The organism is Actinophytocola xinjiangensis, assembly GCF_001921215.1.
In the GTDB taxonomy this organism is placed as follows: Bacteria; Actinomycetota; Actinomycetes; order Mycobacteriales; family Pseudonocardiaceae; genus Actinophytocola; species Actinophytocola xinjiangensis.
This window is the reverse complement of the sequence record NZ_MSIF01000030.1, coordinates 11,864-30,677: the sequence shown is the minus strand read 5'-3', so window position 1 is coordinate 30,677 and position 18,814 is coordinate 11,864. Positions and strand designations below refer to the sequence as shown.

Sequence of the window (18,814 nt, the reverse complement as noted above, 5' to 3'; positions counted from 1 at the left end):
GTCCTCAAGTAGTTTGATGTCGAGTAAGTTGTACTCAAGGGGGTAGTTCGATGTCAAGCTAAACTGCGGACGTGGACGAGAACGAGCGGATCGACGCGCTGGTCGGCCAGTGGGCGTCGCAGCGGCCCGACCTGGACCTGGACACCATGGCCCTGCTTGCCCGGCTGACCAGGGCCGCCCAGCTGGTGGACGGCCGGGTGAGCGCGCTGGCCGGGGCCTACGGACTACACCGCGGCGAGGGGGACGTGCTGTTCGCGCTGCGCCGCGCCGGCGCGCCCTACCGGCTGTCGCCGACGCGGCTGGCCAAGGCCCTGCTGGTGACCACCGGCACGATGACCAACCGGCTCGACCGGTTGGAGAAGCGCGGGTTCATCGTGCGGGTGCCCAATCCGGACGACCGGCGGAGTCTGGACATCGAACTGACCGAGGACGGACGAGGGCAGGTCGACGAGGCGGTGACCAGGCACGGCGCCGGCCAGCGGGAGATGGTCGCGCCGCTGAGCCGCCGGGACCGCGCCGACCTGGAGCGGGTGACCCGCAAACTCATCGCGCACCTGGGCGAAGGCTAGACCTCGTCGTTGGTCAGACCCGACTTCACCGAGCGCGGGTGGTCCTCGGGATTCCAGCCGGGCCGGGCGAACTCGTCGTTCTTGTGGACCAGCAGCCAGTCGAGTTTCGTCCTGATCAGGGCGAACCGGCCGGCGAGCTTCTCGCCGTCGAGGTCGAAGTGGAGTTCACCGGCGGCCAGGGCGTCGGCCGGGTCGGTGTCGCGGGCGTGGGTCCAGGTGCCCCAGTCCCAGACGATCACGTCGCCGCCGCCCGGCCGGCCCTTCGCGATGCGGCCCTCGAAGTCGACGTGGTCCAGGGAGTGGTCATCGACGTGCACGGCCAGGCAGCGAACCTTCGGGTCCAGCGTCGGACCCTTGGGCACCGCCCAGCTCACCAGCACACCACCCAACTCCAGGCGCAGGTCGTAGTGCAGGCGCCGGGCCCGGTGGCGCTGCACGACGAACCGGCCGGTCACCGCGCCACCAGGTCCGCGTAGCCGTCCCACGCCTGCTCGGTGTCGGCGGTGCGGGTGTGCGGGGCGCGGAACTGCTCGACGAACACCGACAGGTCGTCGAGGTCCCAGCGCAGCCGGTAGAACTCGACGGCGGGCGGGCGGCCCTCGCCCAGCCACCACAGGTCACGTTCCGGCACGGCCAGGCCGACGGTGTCCCAGTCGACCAGCAGGCGACCGTGTCCGGTGCGCAGGACGTTGCCGGGGTGCGGTTCGCCGTGGGTGACGACCAGGTCGGCGGGCAGGGCGGCGAGCAGGCGGTCGAACTCGTCGAGGCGGCGGCGCAGGCCGGGGCGGTGGCGGGCCAGCAGGTCGCGGGCCGGCTCGGCGAACGGGCCGCCGGTCCACGGGCGGTCCGTCTCGACGAGAGCGCGGTCGAGGGTGGCGCGGCCGGGGAGTGCGGGGCCGGCCAGGGGGGTCGAGGGCGGCGGGGGCTGGCGGTGCAGGGTCGCCAGCAGGTCGCCGACGTCGCCGGGCGGGTCGCCGAAATCGCCGGAAACGCCGTCCACGTAGGGGAACACGGACAGGGCGTGGCGATCTCCCAGCGGTACCAGCGGGTCACCGGCCGGTGCGAGGACGAAGTCCAGGTGGGCCAGGGCGGCGGCGGTGTCCATCGCGCGGCGCAGACCGTCGCGGGCGGCGGCGACCCCGATGCCGTTGTGGGGCTTGGCCGCCAGGTCGGCGACGGTGGCGAACCAGCGGCGGCCGGTCTCGTCGGTGACCCGCCAGTGGTGGTCGCCGAAGCCCACCGGCAGGTACTCGACGTCGGCCGGCGTCAGGCCCCAGGCGCGCAGCGCGGGCCGGGGGTCCAGGTCGGGCGCGACCTTCACAGCGCCTCGCTGTGGCCGCCGTTGACCCGCAGGCACTGGCCGGTGACGAACGCCGCCGCGTCGGAGGCCAGGTAGGCGACCGTGGCGGCGACGTCGTGCGGGGTGCCGAGGCGGCCCAGCGGCACGTCGGCCAGGTAGTCGTCGGTCGGCTCGCCGTCGTGGCGTTCGACCGGGATCCAGCCGGGGGCGACGGTGTTGACGGTGATGCCGTGCGGGCCGAGCTCGCGTGCCCAGCAGCGGGTCAGCGTGTGCAGGGCGGACTTGGCGGCGGCGTAGGCCGACCAGCCGGGCAGTGCCCGGTCCACCATGTCCGATCCTATGTGGACGATCCGGCCGCGTCCGGCGGCGCGCATCCCGGGCAGCACGGCGTTCACCAGCAGGGTCGGGCTCTTGACGAAGAACTCCAACTGGTCGAGGTGGTGGCGCCAGGTCAGGTCCTCGACGCCGATGACCGGCTGGGGGCCGGTGGCGTTGACCACCAGCAGGTCGACCGGGCCGATCTGGGCGACCATCGCACGCACCTGGTCCTCGTCGGTCACGTCCCCCTCGACGGTGATGGCCCGCCCGCCGGCGCGCAGGATCTCGCCGACCACCGTGTGGGTGCCGGCGAGGTCGTTGACGGCCACCGCCCACCCGGTCGCGGCCAGGTGGCGGGCGATACCGGCGCCGAGACCCCGGCCGGCGCCGGTGACGAGTGCGAGCCCGTTCATGTCAGCCATTATGTAAGATCGCCGCCATGAGTTTCTTCTTCCGACGCTGACGCGACCGCTGGCGGGTGCGGTATCCCCTCGCCGGTGATGCGGGGCGGGTACACGACACCGCCCCGGTCGCGACGTGGGAGAAGATCACGTGATCTCATCCATTCCGGCGCGTGCGCGCGCCGTGGTACGTCCTGGCGCCGCCGGCGCACCGTGAGGACCGCGCGCCTGGTGGCGCGGACCGTACGGGGGATCGAAGAAGTGGCGGCGGCGGAGATCCGCGCGCTGGGGCGGGTCGAACGCATCGGCCACCGCGAAGTCCTGTTCCACGCCGATGTTTCCGGTCTGGATCTGCGCTGCGCCGACGACGTCTTCGCCGTGGCCGCCGAGATCGAGGGCGTCGGCCACACCAGGGCCGCCCTCGACGTCCTGACCCGAGCGGTCAGATCGGTCGACCTCGCGCCGCTCCTGGCCGGCCGTGACGTGTCCACAATGGACGTGTCGGCGTCGTTCCTCGGCCGGCGGACCTACAACCGCTACGACCTGGAGGACGCCGTCGGCCAACCCCTGGCCGCGCGGACCGGCCTGCGCTACGTCTCCCGCCGGGGTGGCGCCGTGCCGCCCCCGGGCCTGTCCTGGCGCCTCACGGTGACCGACGACCGGGCCCTGCTCGCGCTGCGGCTGGCGTCCCGGCCCCTGCACCGGCGACCGTGGCGGCGGGTGACCCGGCCGGGGAGCCTGCACCCGCCGCTGGCCGCCGCGATGCTCCGGCTGGCCGGCCCGTTGGCCGGCCGTCGCCTGCTGGACCCGTGCTGTGGCGTGGGCACCATCCCCCTGGAGGCCGGCAACGTGTCCATTGTGGCCACCGACCACGCCCCGGCCGCGGTGGCGGCCGCCCGCGCCAACGGCCTCACCCCGGTCGCCGTCGCCGACGCCGGTCGCCTACCGCTGGGCAGGGGGGCGGTGGACGTCGTGGTGAGCAACCCGCCGTGGGACCGTCAGGTCCGCGCCACCGGCGTCCTCGGCCACAGCCCCGACAGGTTCTGGTCGGAACTACGCCGGGTGCTGGACCCCCACGGCCGGGCGGTCCTGCTCCTGCCGGCGGGGACGAAACCGGGCCTCACCGTGCTGTCCCGCCACCCGGTGAGCCTGTCCGGCCGGCACGCGGAGGTGCTGGTCATGACGCCGTGAGGGAAGTTGTCCACAGGTGCGTCCACACCTGTGGACAATTCGAACACCTGTTCCCATCAGGCGACGGTCAGGTGATGACGCGGACCGGACAGTGCGCGACACCCGCCTTCTCGATTCGGGCGTCAGCGGTCACCAGGGTGGCGTCGTGCTGCTCGGCCACGGCCACGTAACCGGCGTCGTACATGCTGAGATTGGACCGCAGCTGCCACATGCGTTCAAGGTGTGGTCCGGTCGAAGCCACCGCGACCGTGGCCCGGCTGAGCCAGCCCACGGCCAGTTCGGCATCGGTGGCAGCGAGTTTGCCCCCGAGGACCAGTCCGCGGAGACCTGACAGAACCTCTGTGCGCCAGTGTTCGGGCACCACCCACTTGGGGTCGGCCGAAAGCTCCGCGTCGGCACGCTCGGCGCGAGGATCGCTGGGGATGAACAGCAGTAGTGCCGCAGACGCGTCAGGGACGATCACGAGCCGATGTTCTTCGCATCCTGGGCGGCTCGGGCGGCCGACAGTGCATCCAGGGGATCGTCGCCGGCGGCGGTCGACGTCGCGCTCCGTCGCCACTCGCGGATCTCGTCGAGCAACACGCGGTTGTTCTCGAATGAGGCTTCGCGCAGTACGAGATCGCGCAGGAACGCGGTCAGGGACTGCCCGCGCTCACTGGCCTTCGCGGCGAGCACGTCACGTACCGCCTCCGGAACGTCGCGGATCTGCAGAGCAACCATGCATGCATTTTACATGCGTTCGTGGTCTGGTGTCACGGTCCCGAACATCAGGCCGTGACCAGACGGCCGGTGATCAGTTCGGCGATCGCCGGGATGTGCTGGTCCAGGTAGAAGTGGCCGCCGGTGAACTCCTGGGCGGTGAACTCGCCGGTCGTGTGCACGGCCCAGCCCCGGGCCTCGTCGAGGTCGGCCTCGGTGTCGGTGTCGCCGGTCAGGGCGTGGATCGGGCAGGTGAGGACGGCGTCCGGGGACGCCAGGTAGGTTTCGGCGGCGCGGAAGTCGCCTCGGATGGCGGGGAGCGCGAGGCCGGCGAGTTCGGGGTCGTCGAGCAGGGCCGAGCCGGGGCCGCCGAGGGCCTTGACGGCGGTGATCAGCTCCGCCTCCGACAGCAGGTGGTTGCGGCGGGTCGTGGTGTGCGATGGCGGGCGGCGGGCGGACACGAACAGTGTCGCGGGGCTGCGGCCGTCGCGTTCCAGGCGGCGGGCCACCTCGAACGCCACGCTCGCGCCCATGCTGTGGCCGAACAGCGCCAGCGGACGGTCCGCCAGCGCCGCGACCAGCGGTGCGACCAGGTCGGCGACGGCCACGACGTCGGGGATCACCGGTTCCCGTAAGCGGTCCTGACGGCCGGGGTACTGCACGGCGATCAGCTCCACCGACGTCGGCAACGTCTCCGACATCGGCCGGTAGTGGTTCGCCGAGCCGCCCGCGTGGGGGAAGCAGACCACGACGTGGTCGGCGTCGGGTCGCTCGTGGTAGCGGCGCAGCCAGAGATCCATTCGCCCATCATGCCCTGAACAGGGGGCTGTGGGGCGGGAGCCCTGCATCGTCCCGCCCCACAGCTCATCCGAGGGAACTCAGCGACCGGCCCGCAGCCCGTAGGCGCGGACGAGGGTCTGGTCGACCGAGTTGCCCGCGGCGTCGGTCGCCTGCACCCGCAGCGACACGGCGGGGTTGCCGCCGCTCACCTTCGGGTGGCCGACGATCGCCAGGTGCGATCCGTTGCCCATGCGCAGCAACGGGATCTCCTTCCAGGTCTTGCCGTCGTCGAACGACGCCCAGCTCCGCACCTGGCGCATCGACGGGCCGTCGACGCCCGGCACGTGACCGGCGTTGACCAGGAAGGTGTAGACCGATCCGGACCGCGCCTGGTTGTCGCGGTCGAGGTCGAGCCGGAAGTCGACCTGGGGCACCAGCGGTCGTTCCTCGCCGGGCCGGGACGCGAACTGCCAGGTCGTGGCGGTCTGTGTCCCGTACAGCGACCACGGCGTGGCGCGCTTGCCGGTGAACTCCAGCCGGTAGGTGGCCGGGTCGGCCACCGCCGGGAAGTCACCGGTCGGCGCGCCGGGCCGCTCGGCCAGCAGCGTGTCACCGGCGTAGAGCTTCGTGGTCAGCTCGTCGCCCGACCAGCCGTAGCCGTGGTGGCCGCCGGAGTCGGAGAACGGCAGCAGCGCCATCTCGAACCCGTCGGCGGTGCGGGTCACCTGGGTGTCGAGCTTGGCGCTCGCGCCCGGGCGCGACACCCGGCCCAGCCAGTCGGCGTTGAGCCGCGCGCCCGGCCGGTACTGGACGTACTCGTCGCCGAACTCGCCGTCGAACGGCGCGTTCGACCACACCGACTGGCGCCAGTAGGTGTCGTTGGCCGACACCAGGTAGGTGCGTTCCAGCGGGCGCGGGAACTCCCGCAGGAAACCCACCGAGAACGTCGGCCACGGGCGGGAGATGTGCCGCACGTCGCCGGCGGTGGTGGGGGTGTCGGCGCTGAACGTGGTGTCGATGCTGGCGGTGGTGCGCCGGTTGATGTCGTAGTTCAGCGTCGTGGGCACCCGCTGCTTCTCCGGCAGGAGCAGGTCGTAGAAGTACGGCGACACCGCTGTGCCGGACACCCGCAGGGTCAGCGGACCCTGCTTGAGCATCTCGACCAGCGCCAGGCCCGGTTCCTGTTCGAGGGTGAAGCCGTGGATGGACACCTGGCCGGGGGTGCCGCCGGCGGTGATCACCAGGCCCGGCCGGTCGTTGAACACCACCGCGCCCCACGCGCCGGCCGCGCTCGCGGCCGCCACCTTCTCGGCGAAGGTGGTCTCCCCACGGGAGATCAGCGCGATTCTGCCGCGCACGTCCTTGCCGGCGTAGTCCTGCGGCCTGCCGAGGCCGACGTAGGTGACCGGCTTGTCGTGCGAGCCGTCGACCGGCGCCGCCGCCGACATCGGGTACGGCGTGAGCGGCGTCCGCTGGGGTGCCACCACGCTGGCTTCCAGCGGCGGCGCGATCAGGTCCCAGCGGCTGTAGAACTCGAAGTTGCCCTGGGTGACCGTGTCCGTGGCGGTGGCGTAGCCGCGGCTGATCGGCGGGCTGAGGGTGAACGAGCTGTGGAAGTTCTTGTCCTCGAAGTCGCGGTGGTAGGACAGCGTGAACGTGGTCGGCGCGGTCGGCCGGTCCGTGGTGAGCGTGATCGGGCTGGCCGAGCGGGCGTCGAGGGTGATCGACATGTCCCGGTCGACCTGCAGCTCCGGTCGGGTGACCGCCGTGACCTCCAGCGCGTAGGTGTTGGCGGCGTCGGCGGTGCCCAGGTAGCCGGCGAGGTTGTAGGTGCCCGGCGGCACCCGGAAGGTCACCTCGTTGCTGTCCTTGGAGAAGCCCTTCGACTCGAAGCGGCCGGTGGCGAGGCTCCACAGCTCGGTGAAGCTGACCACCGCGGCCGGGCGGCCGTCGCGGGCGATGCCGGTGACCGTGACGTTGTGCATCTGCGGTTCGAGGTAGGCGCCGACGGAGGTGTGCAGGGCGACGCCGCCGCCGGTGGCGCTCAGGCGACCGCCGTAGAGGCCGATCGGCGCGGTGCCAGGGTCGACGGTGACCGTCACGTCGGCGGTGCCGCCGGCCGGCACGGTCACCGACGAGGCGCTGACCGCGAACATGCCGGCCGGGGCCGGCGCGCCCTCGCCGTCGGTGACCGACAGCGACAGGTCGAGGGTCAGCTCGGCGGTGCCCTCGTTGCGGTAGGTCACGGTTTCGGTGACCGGGTCCTTGGCGCCGTCGTAGGTGAAGTAGCCGAGGTTGAGGGTGCCGGGGCTGGCGTAGGCCTGCTGCTCGCTGGCCCGCGCGACGTCCAGCCGGCCGGAGCCCTGCTGGTAGACGGTCTGGCCGTCGACGGCGGTCGACGAGGAGACCAGGGTGTCCTTCAGTTCGGCGTTGCCGCGCCCGGGGAAACGCTGGGCGAGGATCGCCGCCGCGCCGGCCACGTGCGGCGCGGCCATCGAGGTGCCGGACAGCTTCTGGTAGTTGCCGTCCACGATCTCGCCCAGTGAGCTGCCGTTGGCGCGGGCGGCGACGATGTCGACGCCGGGACCGGTCATGTCGGGCTTGATGGCGTAGTCACCCAGGCGCGGGCCTCGGCTGGAGAACGAGGCCAGCGCGTCCTGCTTGCTGACCGCGCCGACGGTCAGCGCCGAGTCCGCCCAGCCGGGGCTGGCGATCGTCGACGCGCCGCTGCCCAGGTTGCCGGCCGCGACGACCACCAGCATGTCGCTCGACGCGCTGATCGCGTCGACCGCCTGCACCAGCGGGTCGTTGCCGTCCGAGGGCGCGTTGGTGCCCAGGCTCATGTTGGCCACGTCGGCGCCCTGCGCGGCGGCCCACTCCAGGCCCTCGATGATCCCGGCGAAGTCACCGGAACCGCCGGCGTCCAGGACCTTGGCGCTGATGAGTTTCGCGCCGGGCGCGACACCCCGGCGGTTGGCGGGGTTGCCCTCGCCGGAGCCGGCGACGATCGAGGCGACGTGCGTGCCGTGGCCGTGTCGGTCAACGGCGTCCGGGTCGGCGGTGAAGTTCTGGGCGGCGACGACCTTGCCGCCGTCCAGGTCGGGGTGGGTGTCGTCGATGCCGGTGTCCAGCACGGCGACGGTGGTGCCGGTGCCGTCGTAGCCGGCGGCCCAGGCGTCCGGCGCGCCGACCTGCGGCACGCTCTCGGTCAGGCTGACCCGCGCCTTGCGGTTGAGCCAGATCTTCTCGACCGACGCGGCGGCGGCGGTCGCCATACCGGTGGCGGCATCTCTGTCGGCACCGGAGCCGGAGACGGCGGTCCAGAACTCGCGGGCGCTGTCCTTCGCCTCGCGCAGGGACCGGGCGTTGATGCTTTCCAGGGTGTGTTCGGCGGTGGCGCCGGGGGGAACGGCGGCGGTGGCCGCGCGGGCGCGGCTGGGCGCGTACTCGACGATCAGCGGGATCGCGTCGCTGTGCGCGTCGTCGTAGCCGGCGTCGGCCAGGGCGCTGACGTTGAACAGCTCCTCGTCCAGGGTGCCGGCGGAGATCATGGCCATGGCGTCGGTCGGGACGACGTAGAGGTCCTCGCCGGCGCGGCGGTTGGCGTAGCCGATGTGCTCACGGCCCTGCGCCGGGCGGACGGTGGCGGTGGCGTCGCCGTTGGACATGATCCGCAGGTCGACGACGTCGCTGGTGATCAGGGTGATGGCGTGCTGGGACACGACCTGCGGCGCGCGCCCGTCCGGCGCGGTCGCGGTGGGTTGGGCGGCGGTGCTGGGGGTGACGGCGAGGGTCGCGGCCATCGCCGCGGACAGGGTCAGTCCTAACGATCTGACGGTTCTTCTGGACCGTCTCGTCATCGTGCTCCTCCTTGGCAGGACGGGGAACTGGGCAGAGCCGAACCCGGCCGGTCGCGCGACGGTGCGCGCCGTGACCGGCGTCAAGTGAGGGAAAAGGGACGATCCGACAGTGACATGGTCACGGCGCATTCCGGAAGACGTCATGCCTTCCGGTTCACGACAGTGGCGTGAAGCGGCGCTCCGGCCGTGCGACGATCACGCCATGCTGGGCGTACTCGGGCTGTCCCAGGCCGAACAGGAGCTCTACGAGCAACTGGTGGGTTCCGGGCCGTTGACCGCGGACGAACTGGACGGTCGGTCTGCCGCCGCGTTACCCCGGTTGCACGAACTCGGCCTGGTGACCAGGGACGACGGCGATCCGCCTGTCTGGGCGGCGATCTCGCCGAACACCGCGCTGCAACTGTTGGTCAGCGACCGGGGCCGCGAGCTGGCCGAGGCGCGGCGCTACGTCGCCGAGTTGGTGAGCCGGTTCAGCCTCGCCGGCACCGACCGGGATCTGCCGGCGATGGTGGAGGTGATCTACGGCCGCGAGGAGATCATCCGACGTTTCCTCGCGTTGCAACTCGCCGCGCGCCACCAGTTCCGTGCCTGCGACGCCCCGCCCTACCCGGCCAACGACGCCGCCCAGCCCAACACCCTGGAGTTCGACCAGCTGCACGCCGGCCTGCGGTTCCGCATCCTCTACGACCGCACCGCCCTGGACATCCCCGGCCGCCTGGCCGACCTGGAGGCCGGGATCGCCGCCGGGGAACAGGCGCGGGTGGCCGACATCCCGCTGAAGATGACCCTGTTCGACGACAGCGCGGCGATCCTGCCGCTGCGCCAGCCGCCGGACGTCGAGTCCCGCCTGCTGGTCTACAACCCGGTGCTGCTGGACGCGTTGTCGGCGCTGTTCGAGATGTACTGGGACCAGGCGCTTCCGCTGCACGTCGACCAGGGCCGCGCGGAGCTGTCCGGTGCCGGGGACGAGCCGCCGCCGGGTGAGCGGCAGCTGATGCTGCTGCTGGTGGCCGGGCTGACCGACCAGGACATCGCCGCACAGCTGGGAATCAGCGACCGGACGGTCCGCAGCCGGGTGCGCGCCATGATGGACCGGTTGGACGCGACGACCCGCTTCCAGGCGGGCTACCAGGCGGTGCTGCGCGGCTGGCTGACCACGGCGGGGCCGGCCGATGGCGGCTGAACGCCCCGGCGCGTCGGTGCTCGGACTGGCCGAGGCCGAACGCGTCGCCTACGAGCTGCTGGTCGAACGGTCCCCGGCCACGGTCGAGGAGCTGGAGCGGGGCTGGACCAGGCCCGAGTCGCTGACGGAGGTGTTGGCCCGGTTGGAGGAACGGTCGCTGGCCAGCACGGTCGCCGGGACACCGCCGAGGTTGCGCGCGCAGTCGCCGAGGGTGGCCTTCGACGGCGTGCTGGCCGAGTACGAGGAGGCCCTCGAACACGCCCGCCGGCACGTCGCCGTGCTGGAAACCGCCTACCAGGCGCGTCCCGCCGCCCCGGACAGCAGTGTCGTTGAGCTCGTGACCGGGCAGCGGGTGGTCCGCCAGCGGCTGGCGCGGATCCTGGCCGGCGCGCGGGAACGGGTCGACTGCCTGGCCAAACCGCCGGCGCTGGTCGAGGGCACCGGGACCCGCGCGGGGCTGGTGTGCCGCACCGTCTACGACCAGGCGGCCATCGAGCACCCCGGCGCGCTGGCCGGGGTGGCGCGCCGGATCGAGGAGGGCGAGCTGGCCAGGGTCCTGCCGGACCTGCCGGTGAGCCTGGTCGTGGCCGACGGCCGGCTGGCCGTGCTGCCGCTGCGCCGCGACCCGGGCGCCCCGGACGCGATCATGGTGGTGCACCCGTCGGCGCTGCTCGACGCGTTGGGCACGCTGTTCGAGGGCCTGTGGCGCCGGGCGCTGCCGCTGCACCCGTCGGCCCACGCCGAGCCGGAGGGGGTGCGCCCGGCGGTCGACCGGACGCGGCTGGTGACGCTGCTGCTGTCCGGGTTGACCGACGAGTCGATCGCCCACCAGCTTGGCCTGTCGCACCGGACCGTGCAGCGGCGGGTGGCGACGCTGATGGCCGAACTCGGTGCGCACACCCGGTTCCAGGCGGGGGTGCGGGCGGCGCTGCTGATCACGCGCCCAGGGAGTTGATCCGCGCGAGCGTGGACTCCGGGGAGTGCCCGGCGGTGAGGTCGAGGTCGTCGATGACACCGCCGTCGCGCAGCCGCAGCATCCGGTCGCAGCTGGCGGCGACCTGCCGTTCGTGGGTGGCGATGACGATCGTCATGTCGTGCTCGTCGCGCAGGCCGAGCAACAGGTCCAGGACGTCCGCGCCGGTGCGCGAGTCGAGGTTGCCGGTCGGCTCGTCGGCCAGCAGCAGCGTCGGCCGGGCGACCAGCGCGCGGGCGATCGCCACCCGCTGCTGCTCGCCGCCCGACATCCGCGCGGGCAGCGCGTCGGCCCGGTGTTCCAGGCCGACGGCGGCGAGCAGTTCCCGCGCACGCTCGGTCTTGTCGAAGCTGGTCCGGTAGGGCAGCAGCGGCGCGACGACGTTGTCGGCGGCGGTCAGTGCCGGCAGCAGGTGGTAGCGCTGGAAGACGAAGCCGACGGTGCGCCGGTAGGCGATCAGGTCCTTGCGGCGCAACTGGTGCACCGCCCGGCCGTCGACCTCGACCTCACCGGCGTCGGGGGTGTCGATGGCGCCGACGAGATGCAGCAGCGTCGACTTGCCCGAGCCGCTGGGCCCGGTCAGCGCGACGACCGCCCCGGCGGGGATCGACAGCGACACGTCGTCGACGGCGGTGATCTCGGTGTCACCGGCGCGGAAGGTCTTGCGGACCCCGCGCAGTTCGATGGTGGCCCCAGACATGGCGTTCCTCATTCCTCGGCGAGCACGGTGGACAGGGGGAGCCGCCGCGGCACCAGCGCGGCCACGACCGCGGCGAGCCCGGCGACGGCGACCGCCGCGGCGGCGACCGCGGCGGTGAGTGCGACCATGCCGGCGCGCAGTTCGCCGGTGAACACGCCGACGCCGAGCAGCCCGAGCCCGCAGCCCAGGCCGGCGCCGAGCACCCCGATCGCCAGGCCCTCGTAGCCGACCAGGCGCAGCAGCGCGCGGTCGGACCAGCCGGTGGCCACCAGGACGGCGAGTTCGGCGGCGCGCTCGCGGACGTTGAGGTGGAGCACGTCGGCGACCATCAGCACACCCAGGCACACGGTGGTGCCGGCGGCGACGACGTCGACGGTGCGCACCCGCAGGGCGACGGCGTCGCCGAGCAGACTGCCGACGACGTCGTCGCGGAAGGCGAGTTCGAGGACCAGCAGGACGGTCAGCGCGCCGACGCCGACGGCCAGCGCGGTGACACCCAGCGCGGTGCGCGCCCGCGAACGCCACAGGTTGGCCAGCGCCACCCCGAGCACGGTCGTGCGGCGGCGGGCGCGGGCCGGCGACCTCGGCGCGGCCGGTGGCCGGGAGCGGGCGGCGAGGATCGCCGGGGCGGCGGCGGCCAGCGCGGTCACCCCGAGCGCGACCGGCAACGCCAGCAGCGCGTGCCCGACGGTGATCGGGGCACCGGCACCCTCGGCCAGACCGAGGGCGAGCGCGCCGGCCAGGATCCCGGCGACCAGGCCGACGCCGAGGACCTCGGCGAACACGACCGAGGCGATCCGCGACGCCGGCCAGCCCAGATGGCTGAGCAGGGCGAGTTCGCGGCGGCGCTCCCGCACGGCGGCGGCCACGGCGTTGCCCAGGAACAGCGTGCAGACCACCAGGATCAGGCCGAACAGGGCGACGCTCTTGCGGTCGGCGGCCTGGACGATCTCCACGGCGGCGCCCTTGCGTGACCAGTGCTCGGTGACCGTCAGCGCCGGCCGCCCGCCCGGACCGGCCGGCAGGGCGACGGTCTGCGGTGAGGGGGAGGAGCCGATGGTGACGTCGACGTCCAGGCCGGTGGCGGTGGCGATCCGTTCGGCGGTGGTGCGCAGCAGTTCCTGGGAGCGGTCGTCGACCCCGGTCACGCCGGCCACCCGGACCCGCACGGCGCTGATCGGGTCGTCGACGCCTTCGAGGACCGAGACCCCCGACAACGAGGCCAGGTTGGTCAGGACCAGCGGCGGGGTGGCCAGATAGTCGGCGGGATTCCCGTTGGGGCGCAACGGTTGTCCGCCGAGCAGCCGGCGCGAGCGGTCGTCGGCGCCGGTGACCTGCGGGGCCTGGTAGGTCTCCAGCGGCACCTGGGTCAGCCGGGAGTGGTCGGCCAGCCGGCCGGGGTCGAACGCGCCGACCGGGCTCCACTGCGCCGGCCAGCGCAGCACCCCGCCGCCCAGGCGGGTCATCGGCCGGAAACCGGGCTCCATCGCGGTTCTCGGCGGCCGGTCGTACCAGGTGGTGACGTCCCGGTAGCCCCACAGCGCGGTGTTCGGCTCGACGACGCGGGGGTGCAGGGTGCCGTCGGCGCCGACGCGGTAGGTCAGCGGGGCGACCCGGAACAGCGGGGTGGCCTTGGCGTAGCGCACGTCGCCGTCGAGCCAGGGCGTGCCGCCGGCGCGGACCGGCGTGCCCACGGGCGTTCCCGGCGCGTCGGCCAACTCGGCCACCCAGTCGTTCCACCGCCGATCCACGACCGAATCGGCGCGCCGGTCGTCGAGCCGCTCGACCGACATCCGCACCCGCTGGTCGAGGTAGGTGGCGTTGGCCGTGATCACCGGGATGCCGGTGACGTCGGGCCGTGACGGGTCCAGGCCGCTGGTGTCGGCGGTCAGCGCCGGCCGGTCGGCGGCGGTCAGGTAGCGGCCGGTGACCACCGCGTCGTCCAGCCCGACCAGCGCGGCCTCGGCGTCCGGGTCGATGGCGGCGGCCAGCACCAGCACGTCCCAGCCGACGGTCACGGTGAACCGGTCGGTGGGGGCCTGGTCGGGGCCGGCGGTGTTGGTGACGTAGCGGCCGTCCGCGTCGATCCAGTGGGTGCTGATCGTGGTGCGTTCCCGCGCGGTGGTGCCGTCGTCGGCGGTGAAGTCGGGGTCGGGGTCGACGCACACCTGCCGCAGGTTCTGCGCCGAGACGATCTCCTTGACCGTCACGCAGCCGGCCAGCGAGCCGATCCACTGGGTGCGGTCGCGCCACTGGCCGAGGCCGTTGACCTCGGACACCAGCCGGTGACGGCTGAGGTAGACGTAGTGCGGGGCGTCGTCCAGGACGGTCAGGCCCCGGTCGGCGACGATCGTGGGGGTGAGCCGGAACAGTTGGCGTTCGGCGTCGGGGTCGACCTGGTCGGTGAGGTCGAAGGTCTGCCGCAGCCCGACCTTGACGTGGCCGAGCATGGCGACCGGCGCGGCGACCTCGACGTTGCCGATCTGGCGGATCCGGTCCAGCTGTGCGGGCGTGATGCCGTCGTGCAGGGCGGAGAGCTGGTTGGGGGCGATCAGTCCGCGGTCGCGTTCCAGGTCGGTGCGGCTGCCGGCCGGGCGGACGAGGATGTCGTAGGCGGTGCGGGCGTGCGCGGCGACCGTGCCCTCGACCCGGAGGCGTTGGACCGCCGCACCGGCGCTGAGCACGGTGAACCCGGTGGTGGCGACGAGCACGCCGGCGAGCAGGGCGAGCGTGCGCCGTGGCCGACCGCGGGTTTGGGCCAGCACGAACCGCAGCACCCGGCAACCCTGCCGTCATACATTGTGACAATGCAAGGGGTGGTGGCCGGCCGAGACGGAGCCGTAACCTCAGGCCCATGCCGATTCAGCACGCCGTGCTGGCGCTCCTGGCGAACGGACCGTCCTACGGGTACTCGCTCAAGGGCGCGTTCGAGGCCGCCGTCGGACCGCAGTGGGGGCCGCTCAACATCGGCCACCTCTACCAGGTCCTCAACCGGCTCTCCCGCGACGAGCTGGTCGCCTCCGAGCAGGTGGCCCAGTCGGTCAAGCCCGACCGCGTCGTCTACGAGATCACCGACGCCGGCCGCGCCGAACTCGCCGACTGGCTCGCCGCCCCCACCCCCCGCACCTCCGGCTTCCGCGACGACTTCTTCCTCAAGGTGATGGCCGCCGCCCGCACCGGCGACGCCGACACCCTCACCTCGGTGATCACCACCCAGCGCGGCTACCTGCTGCGCGAGCTGCGCAACCTGGAAACCCTGCGCCGCAGCCCGGACACCGACGCGGTCGCCGCCCTGCTGGTCAGCGCCGCCGCCCACCACGTCAACGCCGACCTGACCTTCCTCGACGACGCCGAGCACCACCTGGAGAACACCGCGCTCACTGCCCGTGAGGCGCGCGCGCCGGTGTCGCGCGGGCAACGGTCCCGCACCGGGTGACCCCTGCGAACAGACCGTGACCAGGGTTTCCGTGCCGATGGACCGGATCGGCTGGTCGGGCGAGCTTTCCGGCGGCCGTCACCGGGCGAGGGTCCGCGCTGGTCCGAACGTGTGGCACCATCACGGACGTGACCAGCAAGCCCGTCGAGTCGGAGCGGTTGGGCGACCTCGCCCGGCTGCGCCGCGTCCGTGACCGGATCGACCGGGACTACGCGCAGCCACTGGACGTCGAGGCGCTCGCGCGGGGCGTGAACATGTCGGCCGGACACCTCAGCCGACAGTTCCGCCGCGCCTACGGTGAGTCACCGTACGGGTATCTGATGACCCGCCGGATAGAGCGGGCCATGGCTCTGCTGCGCCGAGGTGACCGCAGCGTCACCGAGGTGTGTTTCGAGGTCGGGTGTTCCTCACTGGGCACCTTCAGCACCCGGTTCACCGAGCTGGTCGGCATGCCGCCCAGCACCTACCGGCGCGAGGCCGCCGACGCGGCCGCCGGGATGCCGCCGTGCGTGGCCAAACAGGTGACCCGACCGATCAGGAATCGAGAAGCCCGGGTTCCGCGCCCGCACCTAGTCTGACCTTCATGGACATCATCATTCATTCGGCGTACCTGCCGCAGGACGACCCGGAGGCCGCGCTCGCGTTCTACCGCGACGCCCTGGGCTTCGAGCTGCGCCAGGACGTCGGCTACGACGGGATGCGCTGGCTGACCGTCGGCCCGCCCGGCCAGCCGCGGACCTCGATCGTCCTGCATCCGCCGGCCGCCGACCCCGGCATCACCGAGGACGAGCGCCGCACGATCGCCGAGATGATGGCCAAGGGCACCTACGGCGGCATCAACCTGGCGACCGACGACCTCGCGGCCGCCTTCGAGAAGGTGCAGGCCAGCGGCGCCGAGGTGGTGCAGGAGCCGACCGACCAGCCCTACGGCGTGCGTGACGCGGCGTTCCGCGACCCGGCCGGCAACCTGATCCGCATCCAGCAGCTGACCTGACCGGAGTACCGATGGCAACGAGGACCGCCGCCCGCAAACGCACCCCGGCGCCGCGGCCGCACGCCGCTGACAGCCACGACCTGATCCGCGTGCACGGCGCCAGGGTGAACAACCTCAAGGACGTCAGCATCGAGATCCCCAAGCGCCGGCTCACGGTGTTCACCGGGGTGTCCGGCTCGGGCAAGAGCTCGCTGGTGTTCGACACGATCGCCGCCGAGTCCCAGCGGATGATCAACGAGACCTACAGCAGCTTCGTGCAGGGTTTCATGCCGACGATGGCCCGCCCCGAGGTCGACGTGCTCGACGGGCTGACCACCGCGATCCTCGTCGACCAGCAGCGGATGGGCTCGGACGTGCGGTCCACGGTCGGCACGGCGACCGACGCCAACGCGATGCTGCGGATCCTGTTCAGCCGGCTGGGCGAGCCGCACATCGGGTCCCCGCAGGCGTTCTCGTTCAACGTGGCGTCGATCAGCGGGGCCGGCGCGGTGAAGGTGGAGCGCAACGGGCAGACCACCAAGGAGCGCCGCAGCTTCAGCATCACCGGCGGCATGTGCCCGCGCTGCGAGGGCAAGGGCCAGGTGTCCGACCTGGACCTGACCCAGCTCTACGACGACAGCAAGTCGGTCGCCGAGGGCGCGTTCACCATCCCTGGTTGGAAGTCCGACAGTTTCTGGACCGTGCAGGTCTACGTCGAGTCCGGCCTGATCGACCCGAACAAGCCGATCCGCAAGTACACGAAGAAGGAACTGCACAACTTCCTGTACCACGAGCCGGTCAAGGTCAAGGTCGGCGGCACGAACCTCACCTACGAGGGCCTGATCCCCAAGATCCAGAAGTCGTTCCTGTCCAAGGACCGCGAGTCGATGCAGCCGCACATCCGGGCGTTCGTCGACCGTGCGGTGACGTTCACGACGTGCCCCGAGTGCGACGGGAGTCGGATCAGCGAGCTGGCCCGCTCGTCGAAGATCGACGGGATCACCATCGCCGACGCGTGCGCCATGCAGATCAGCGACCTGGCGGAGTGGGTGCGCGGCCTGGACCGGCCGTCGGTGGCGCCGCTGCTGACGTCGCTGCGGCACACGCTGGAGTCGTTCGTCGAGATCGGCCTCGGGTACCTGTCGCTGGAGCGCCCGTCCGGCACGCTGTCCGGCGGCGAGGCGCAGCGGGTGAAGATGATCCGCCACCTCGGTTCGAGCCTGACCGACGTCACCTACGTCTTCGACGAGCCGACGATCGGGTTGCACCCGCACGACATCCAGCGGATGAACAACCTGCTGCTTCGCCTGCGGGACAAGGGAAACACGGTGCTCGTGGTGGAGCACAAGCCGGAGACGATCGTCATCGCCGACCATGTCGTGGACCTGGGCCCCGGCGCGGGTTCGGCCGGCGGCACGGTGTGCTTCGAAGGCACGGTGGAGGATCTGCGCACCAGCAGGACCCTCACCGGCCGCCACTTCGACGACCGGGCCGCGCTCAAACCCGAGGTCCGCACGCCGGCCGGCGCGCTGGAGATCCGGGGGGCGTCCCGGCACAACCTGCGGGACGTGGACGTCGACGTGCCGCTGGGCGTGCTGTGCGTGGTGACCGGCGTGGCGGGCTCGGGCAAGAGCTCCCTGATCCACGGCTCCATCCCGGCGGCGCAGGGCGTGGTGTCGGTCGACCAGACCCCGATCCGGGGTTCGCGGCGCAGCAACCCGGCGACGTACACGGGTTTGCTGGAGCCGATCCGCAAGGCGTTCGCCAAGGCCAACGGCGTGAAGCCGGCGCTGTTCAGCGCGAACTCCGAGGGCGCGTGCCCCAACTGCAACGGCGCCGGCGTGATCTACACCGACCTCGCCGTGATGGCCACGGTCGCCACGACGTGCGAGGAGTGCGAGGGCCAGCGGTTCCAGTCGGCGGTGCTGGAGTACGAGTTCGAGGGCCGCAACATCGCCGAGGTCCTGGCCATGCCGGTCAGCGAGGCCGTGCGTTTCTTCGAGCCGGTGCTCCCGGCGGCCCACGCCATCCTCGACCGCCTCGACGGCGTCGGCCTGGGCTACCTGACCCTCGGCCAGCCGCTGACCACACTGTCCGGCGGTGAGCGCCAGCGCCTCAAGCTCGCCACCCACATGGCCGACAAGGGCGGCGTCTACGTCCTCGACGAGCCCACCACGGGCCTGCACCTGGCCGACGTGGAGCACCTGCTGTCGTTGCTGGACCGCCTGGTCGACTCCGGCAAGTCCGTGATCGTCATCGAACACCACCAGGCCGTCATGGCCCACGCCGACTGGATCATCGACCTCGGCCCCGGCGCCGGCCACGACGGCGGCCAGGTCATCTTCGAAGGCACCCCCGCCGACCTCGTGTCCAGCAGGGCCACCCTCACCGGCGAACACCTCGCGACCTACGTGTCAGCCCGTTAACGTGC

Annotated in this window: 17 protein-coding genes; 8 read left to right on the top strand and 9 right to left on the bottom strand. The window is 72.4% G+C overall.

Features of this window, described 5'->3' with window-relative positions; genetic code table 11:
* The first annotated feature begins 71 nt into the window (after positions 1 to 71).
* Positions 72 to 569 carry a MarR family winged helix-turn-helix transcriptional regulator gene (locus BLA60_RS36515; protein ID WP_075137646.1) on the top strand — a complete coding sequence of 166 codons (498 nt, stop codon included), beginning with the start codon at positions 72 to 74 and terminating at the stop codon, positions 567 to 569.
* Here BLA60_RS36515 and BLA60_RS36510 read toward each other — a convergent pair.
* From BLA60_RS36510 to BLA60_RS36500, 3 genes are read right to left on the bottom strand one after another with little or no spacing between them, the layout of a single operon-like run.
* Complete coding sequence (locus BLA60_RS36510; protein ID WP_245812412.1) at positions 566 to 1,024, bottom strand: DNA polymerase ligase N-terminal domain-containing protein; 459 nt, start codon at positions 1,022 to 1,024, stop codon at positions 566 to 568. The two genes, BLA60_RS36515 and BLA60_RS36510, sit on opposite strands and share 4 nt — an antisense overlap.
* Positions 1,021 to 1,890 carry an aminoglycoside phosphotransferase family protein gene (locus BLA60_RS36505; protein ID WP_245812411.1) on the bottom strand — a complete coding sequence of 290 codons (870 nt, stop codon included), beginning with the start codon at positions 1,888 to 1,890 and terminating at the stop codon, positions 1,021 to 1,023. Before BLA60_RS36505 ends, BLA60_RS36510 begins: the two co-directional genes overlap by 4 nt.
* Complete coding sequence (locus BLA60_RS36500; RefSeq protein WP_211288974.1) at positions 1,887 to 2,600, bottom strand: SDR family NAD(P)-dependent oxidoreductase; 714 nt, start codon at positions 2,598 to 2,600, stop codon at positions 1,887 to 1,889. The genes BLA60_RS36505 and BLA60_RS36500 overlap by 4 nt, the downstream gene beginning before the upstream one ends.
* A 219-nt stretch (positions 2,601 to 2,819) precedes the next feature.
* Here BLA60_RS36500 and BLA60_RS36495 point away from each other — a divergent pair, with 219 nt between their 5' ends.
* Positions 2,820 to 3,779, top strand: a complete 960-nt coding sequence (locus BLA60_RS36495; RefSeq protein WP_211288973.1) for a methyltransferase domain-containing protein — start codon at positions 2,820 to 2,822, stop codon at positions 3,777 to 3,779.
* A 67-nt stretch (positions 3,780 to 3,846) separates the two neighbouring features.
* On the opposite strand, the gene BLA60_RS36490 is transcribed toward BLA60_RS36495, so the two are convergent.
* From BLA60_RS36490 to BLA60_RS36475, 4 genes are all read right to left on the bottom strand, one after another.
* Positions 3,847 to 4,242 carry a type II toxin-antitoxin system VapC family toxin gene (locus tag BLA60_RS36490; protein WP_075137643.1) on the bottom strand — a complete coding sequence of 132 codons (396 nt, stop codon included), beginning with the start codon at positions 4,240 to 4,242 and terminating at the stop codon, positions 3,847 to 3,849.
* Positions 4,239 to 4,499, bottom strand: a complete 261-nt coding sequence (locus BLA60_RS44440) for a hypothetical protein (RefSeq protein WP_075137642.1) — start codon at positions 4,497 to 4,499, stop codon at positions 4,239 to 4,241. Before BLA60_RS44440 ends, BLA60_RS36490 begins: the two co-directional genes overlap by 4 nt.
* Before the next feature lie 47 nt (positions 4,500 to 4,546).
* Entirely contained in the window at positions 4,547 to 5,278 is a 732-nt protein-coding gene (locus BLA60_RS36480) for a thioesterase II family protein (protein WP_075137641.1), read from the bottom strand.
* Between the two features lie 78 nt (positions 5,279 to 5,356).
* Positions 5,357 to 9,118 (bottom strand): S8 family peptidase, encoded by a 3,762-nt coding sequence (locus BLA60_RS36475; protein WP_075137640.1) that lies wholly within the window; start codon positions 9,116 to 9,118, stop codon positions 5,357 to 5,359.
* A gap of 202 nt (positions 9,119 to 9,320) precedes the next feature.
* Between BLA60_RS36475 and BLA60_RS36470 the strand changes: the two genes are divergently transcribed.
* A complete protein-coding gene (locus tag BLA60_RS36470; RefSeq protein ID WP_075137639.1) occupies positions 9,321 to 10,301 on the top strand; it encodes a LuxR C-terminal-related transcriptional regulator in 981 nt (326 codons plus the stop codon).
* The gene (locus tag BLA60_RS36465; RefSeq protein WP_075137638.1) at positions 10,291 to 11,256 is read left to right on the top strand and encodes a helix-turn-helix domain-containing protein; all 966 of its coding nucleotides are present in this window, start codon (positions 10,291 to 10,293) and stop codon (positions 11,254 to 11,256) included. The genes BLA60_RS36470 and BLA60_RS36465 overlap by 11 nt, the downstream gene beginning before the upstream one ends.
* Here the strand turns inward: BLA60_RS36465 and BLA60_RS36460 are convergent.
* Positions 11,237 to 11,974, bottom strand: coding sequence for an ABC transporter ATP-binding protein (locus tag BLA60_RS36460; protein WP_075137637.1), 738 nt, complete (start codon positions 11,972 to 11,974; stop codon positions 11,237 to 11,239). The genes BLA60_RS36465 and BLA60_RS36460 overlap by 20 nt on opposite strands.
* Before the next feature lie 8 nt (positions 11,975 to 11,982).
* Positions 11,983 to 14,751: an FtsX-like permease family protein gene (locus BLA60_RS36455; protein ID WP_075137636.1), complete on the bottom strand. Its 2,769-nt coding sequence runs from the start codon at positions 14,749 to 14,751 to the stop codon at positions 11,983 to 11,985.
* 77 nt (positions 14,752 to 14,828) lie between these two features.
* On the opposite strand from BLA60_RS36455, the gene BLA60_RS36450 reads away from it, so the two are divergent.
* From BLA60_RS36450 to BLA60_RS36435, 4 genes are all read left to right on the top strand, one after another.
* Complete coding sequence (locus BLA60_RS36450) at positions 14,829 to 15,410, top strand: PadR family transcriptional regulator (protein WP_075137635.1); 582 nt, start codon at positions 14,829 to 14,831, stop codon at positions 15,408 to 15,410.
* A gap of 128 nt (positions 15,411 to 15,538) precedes the next feature.
* Entirely contained in the window at positions 15,539 to 15,988 is a 450-nt protein-coding gene (locus tag BLA60_RS36445) for a helix-turn-helix transcriptional regulator (protein ID WP_075137634.1), read from the top strand.
* Positions 15,989 to 15,993: 5 nt separating this feature from the next.
* Positions 15,994 to 16,404, top strand: coding sequence for a VOC family protein (locus tag BLA60_RS36440; RefSeq protein WP_075137633.1), 411 nt, complete (start codon positions 15,994 to 15,996; stop codon positions 16,402 to 16,404).
* Between the two features lie 11 nt (positions 16,405 to 16,415).
* Positions 16,416 to 18,809, top strand: coding sequence for an ATP-binding cassette domain-containing protein (locus BLA60_RS36435; protein WP_075137632.1), 2,394 nt, complete (start codon positions 16,416 to 16,418; stop codon positions 18,807 to 18,809).
* Positions 18,810 to 18,814: the final 5 nt, after the last annotated feature.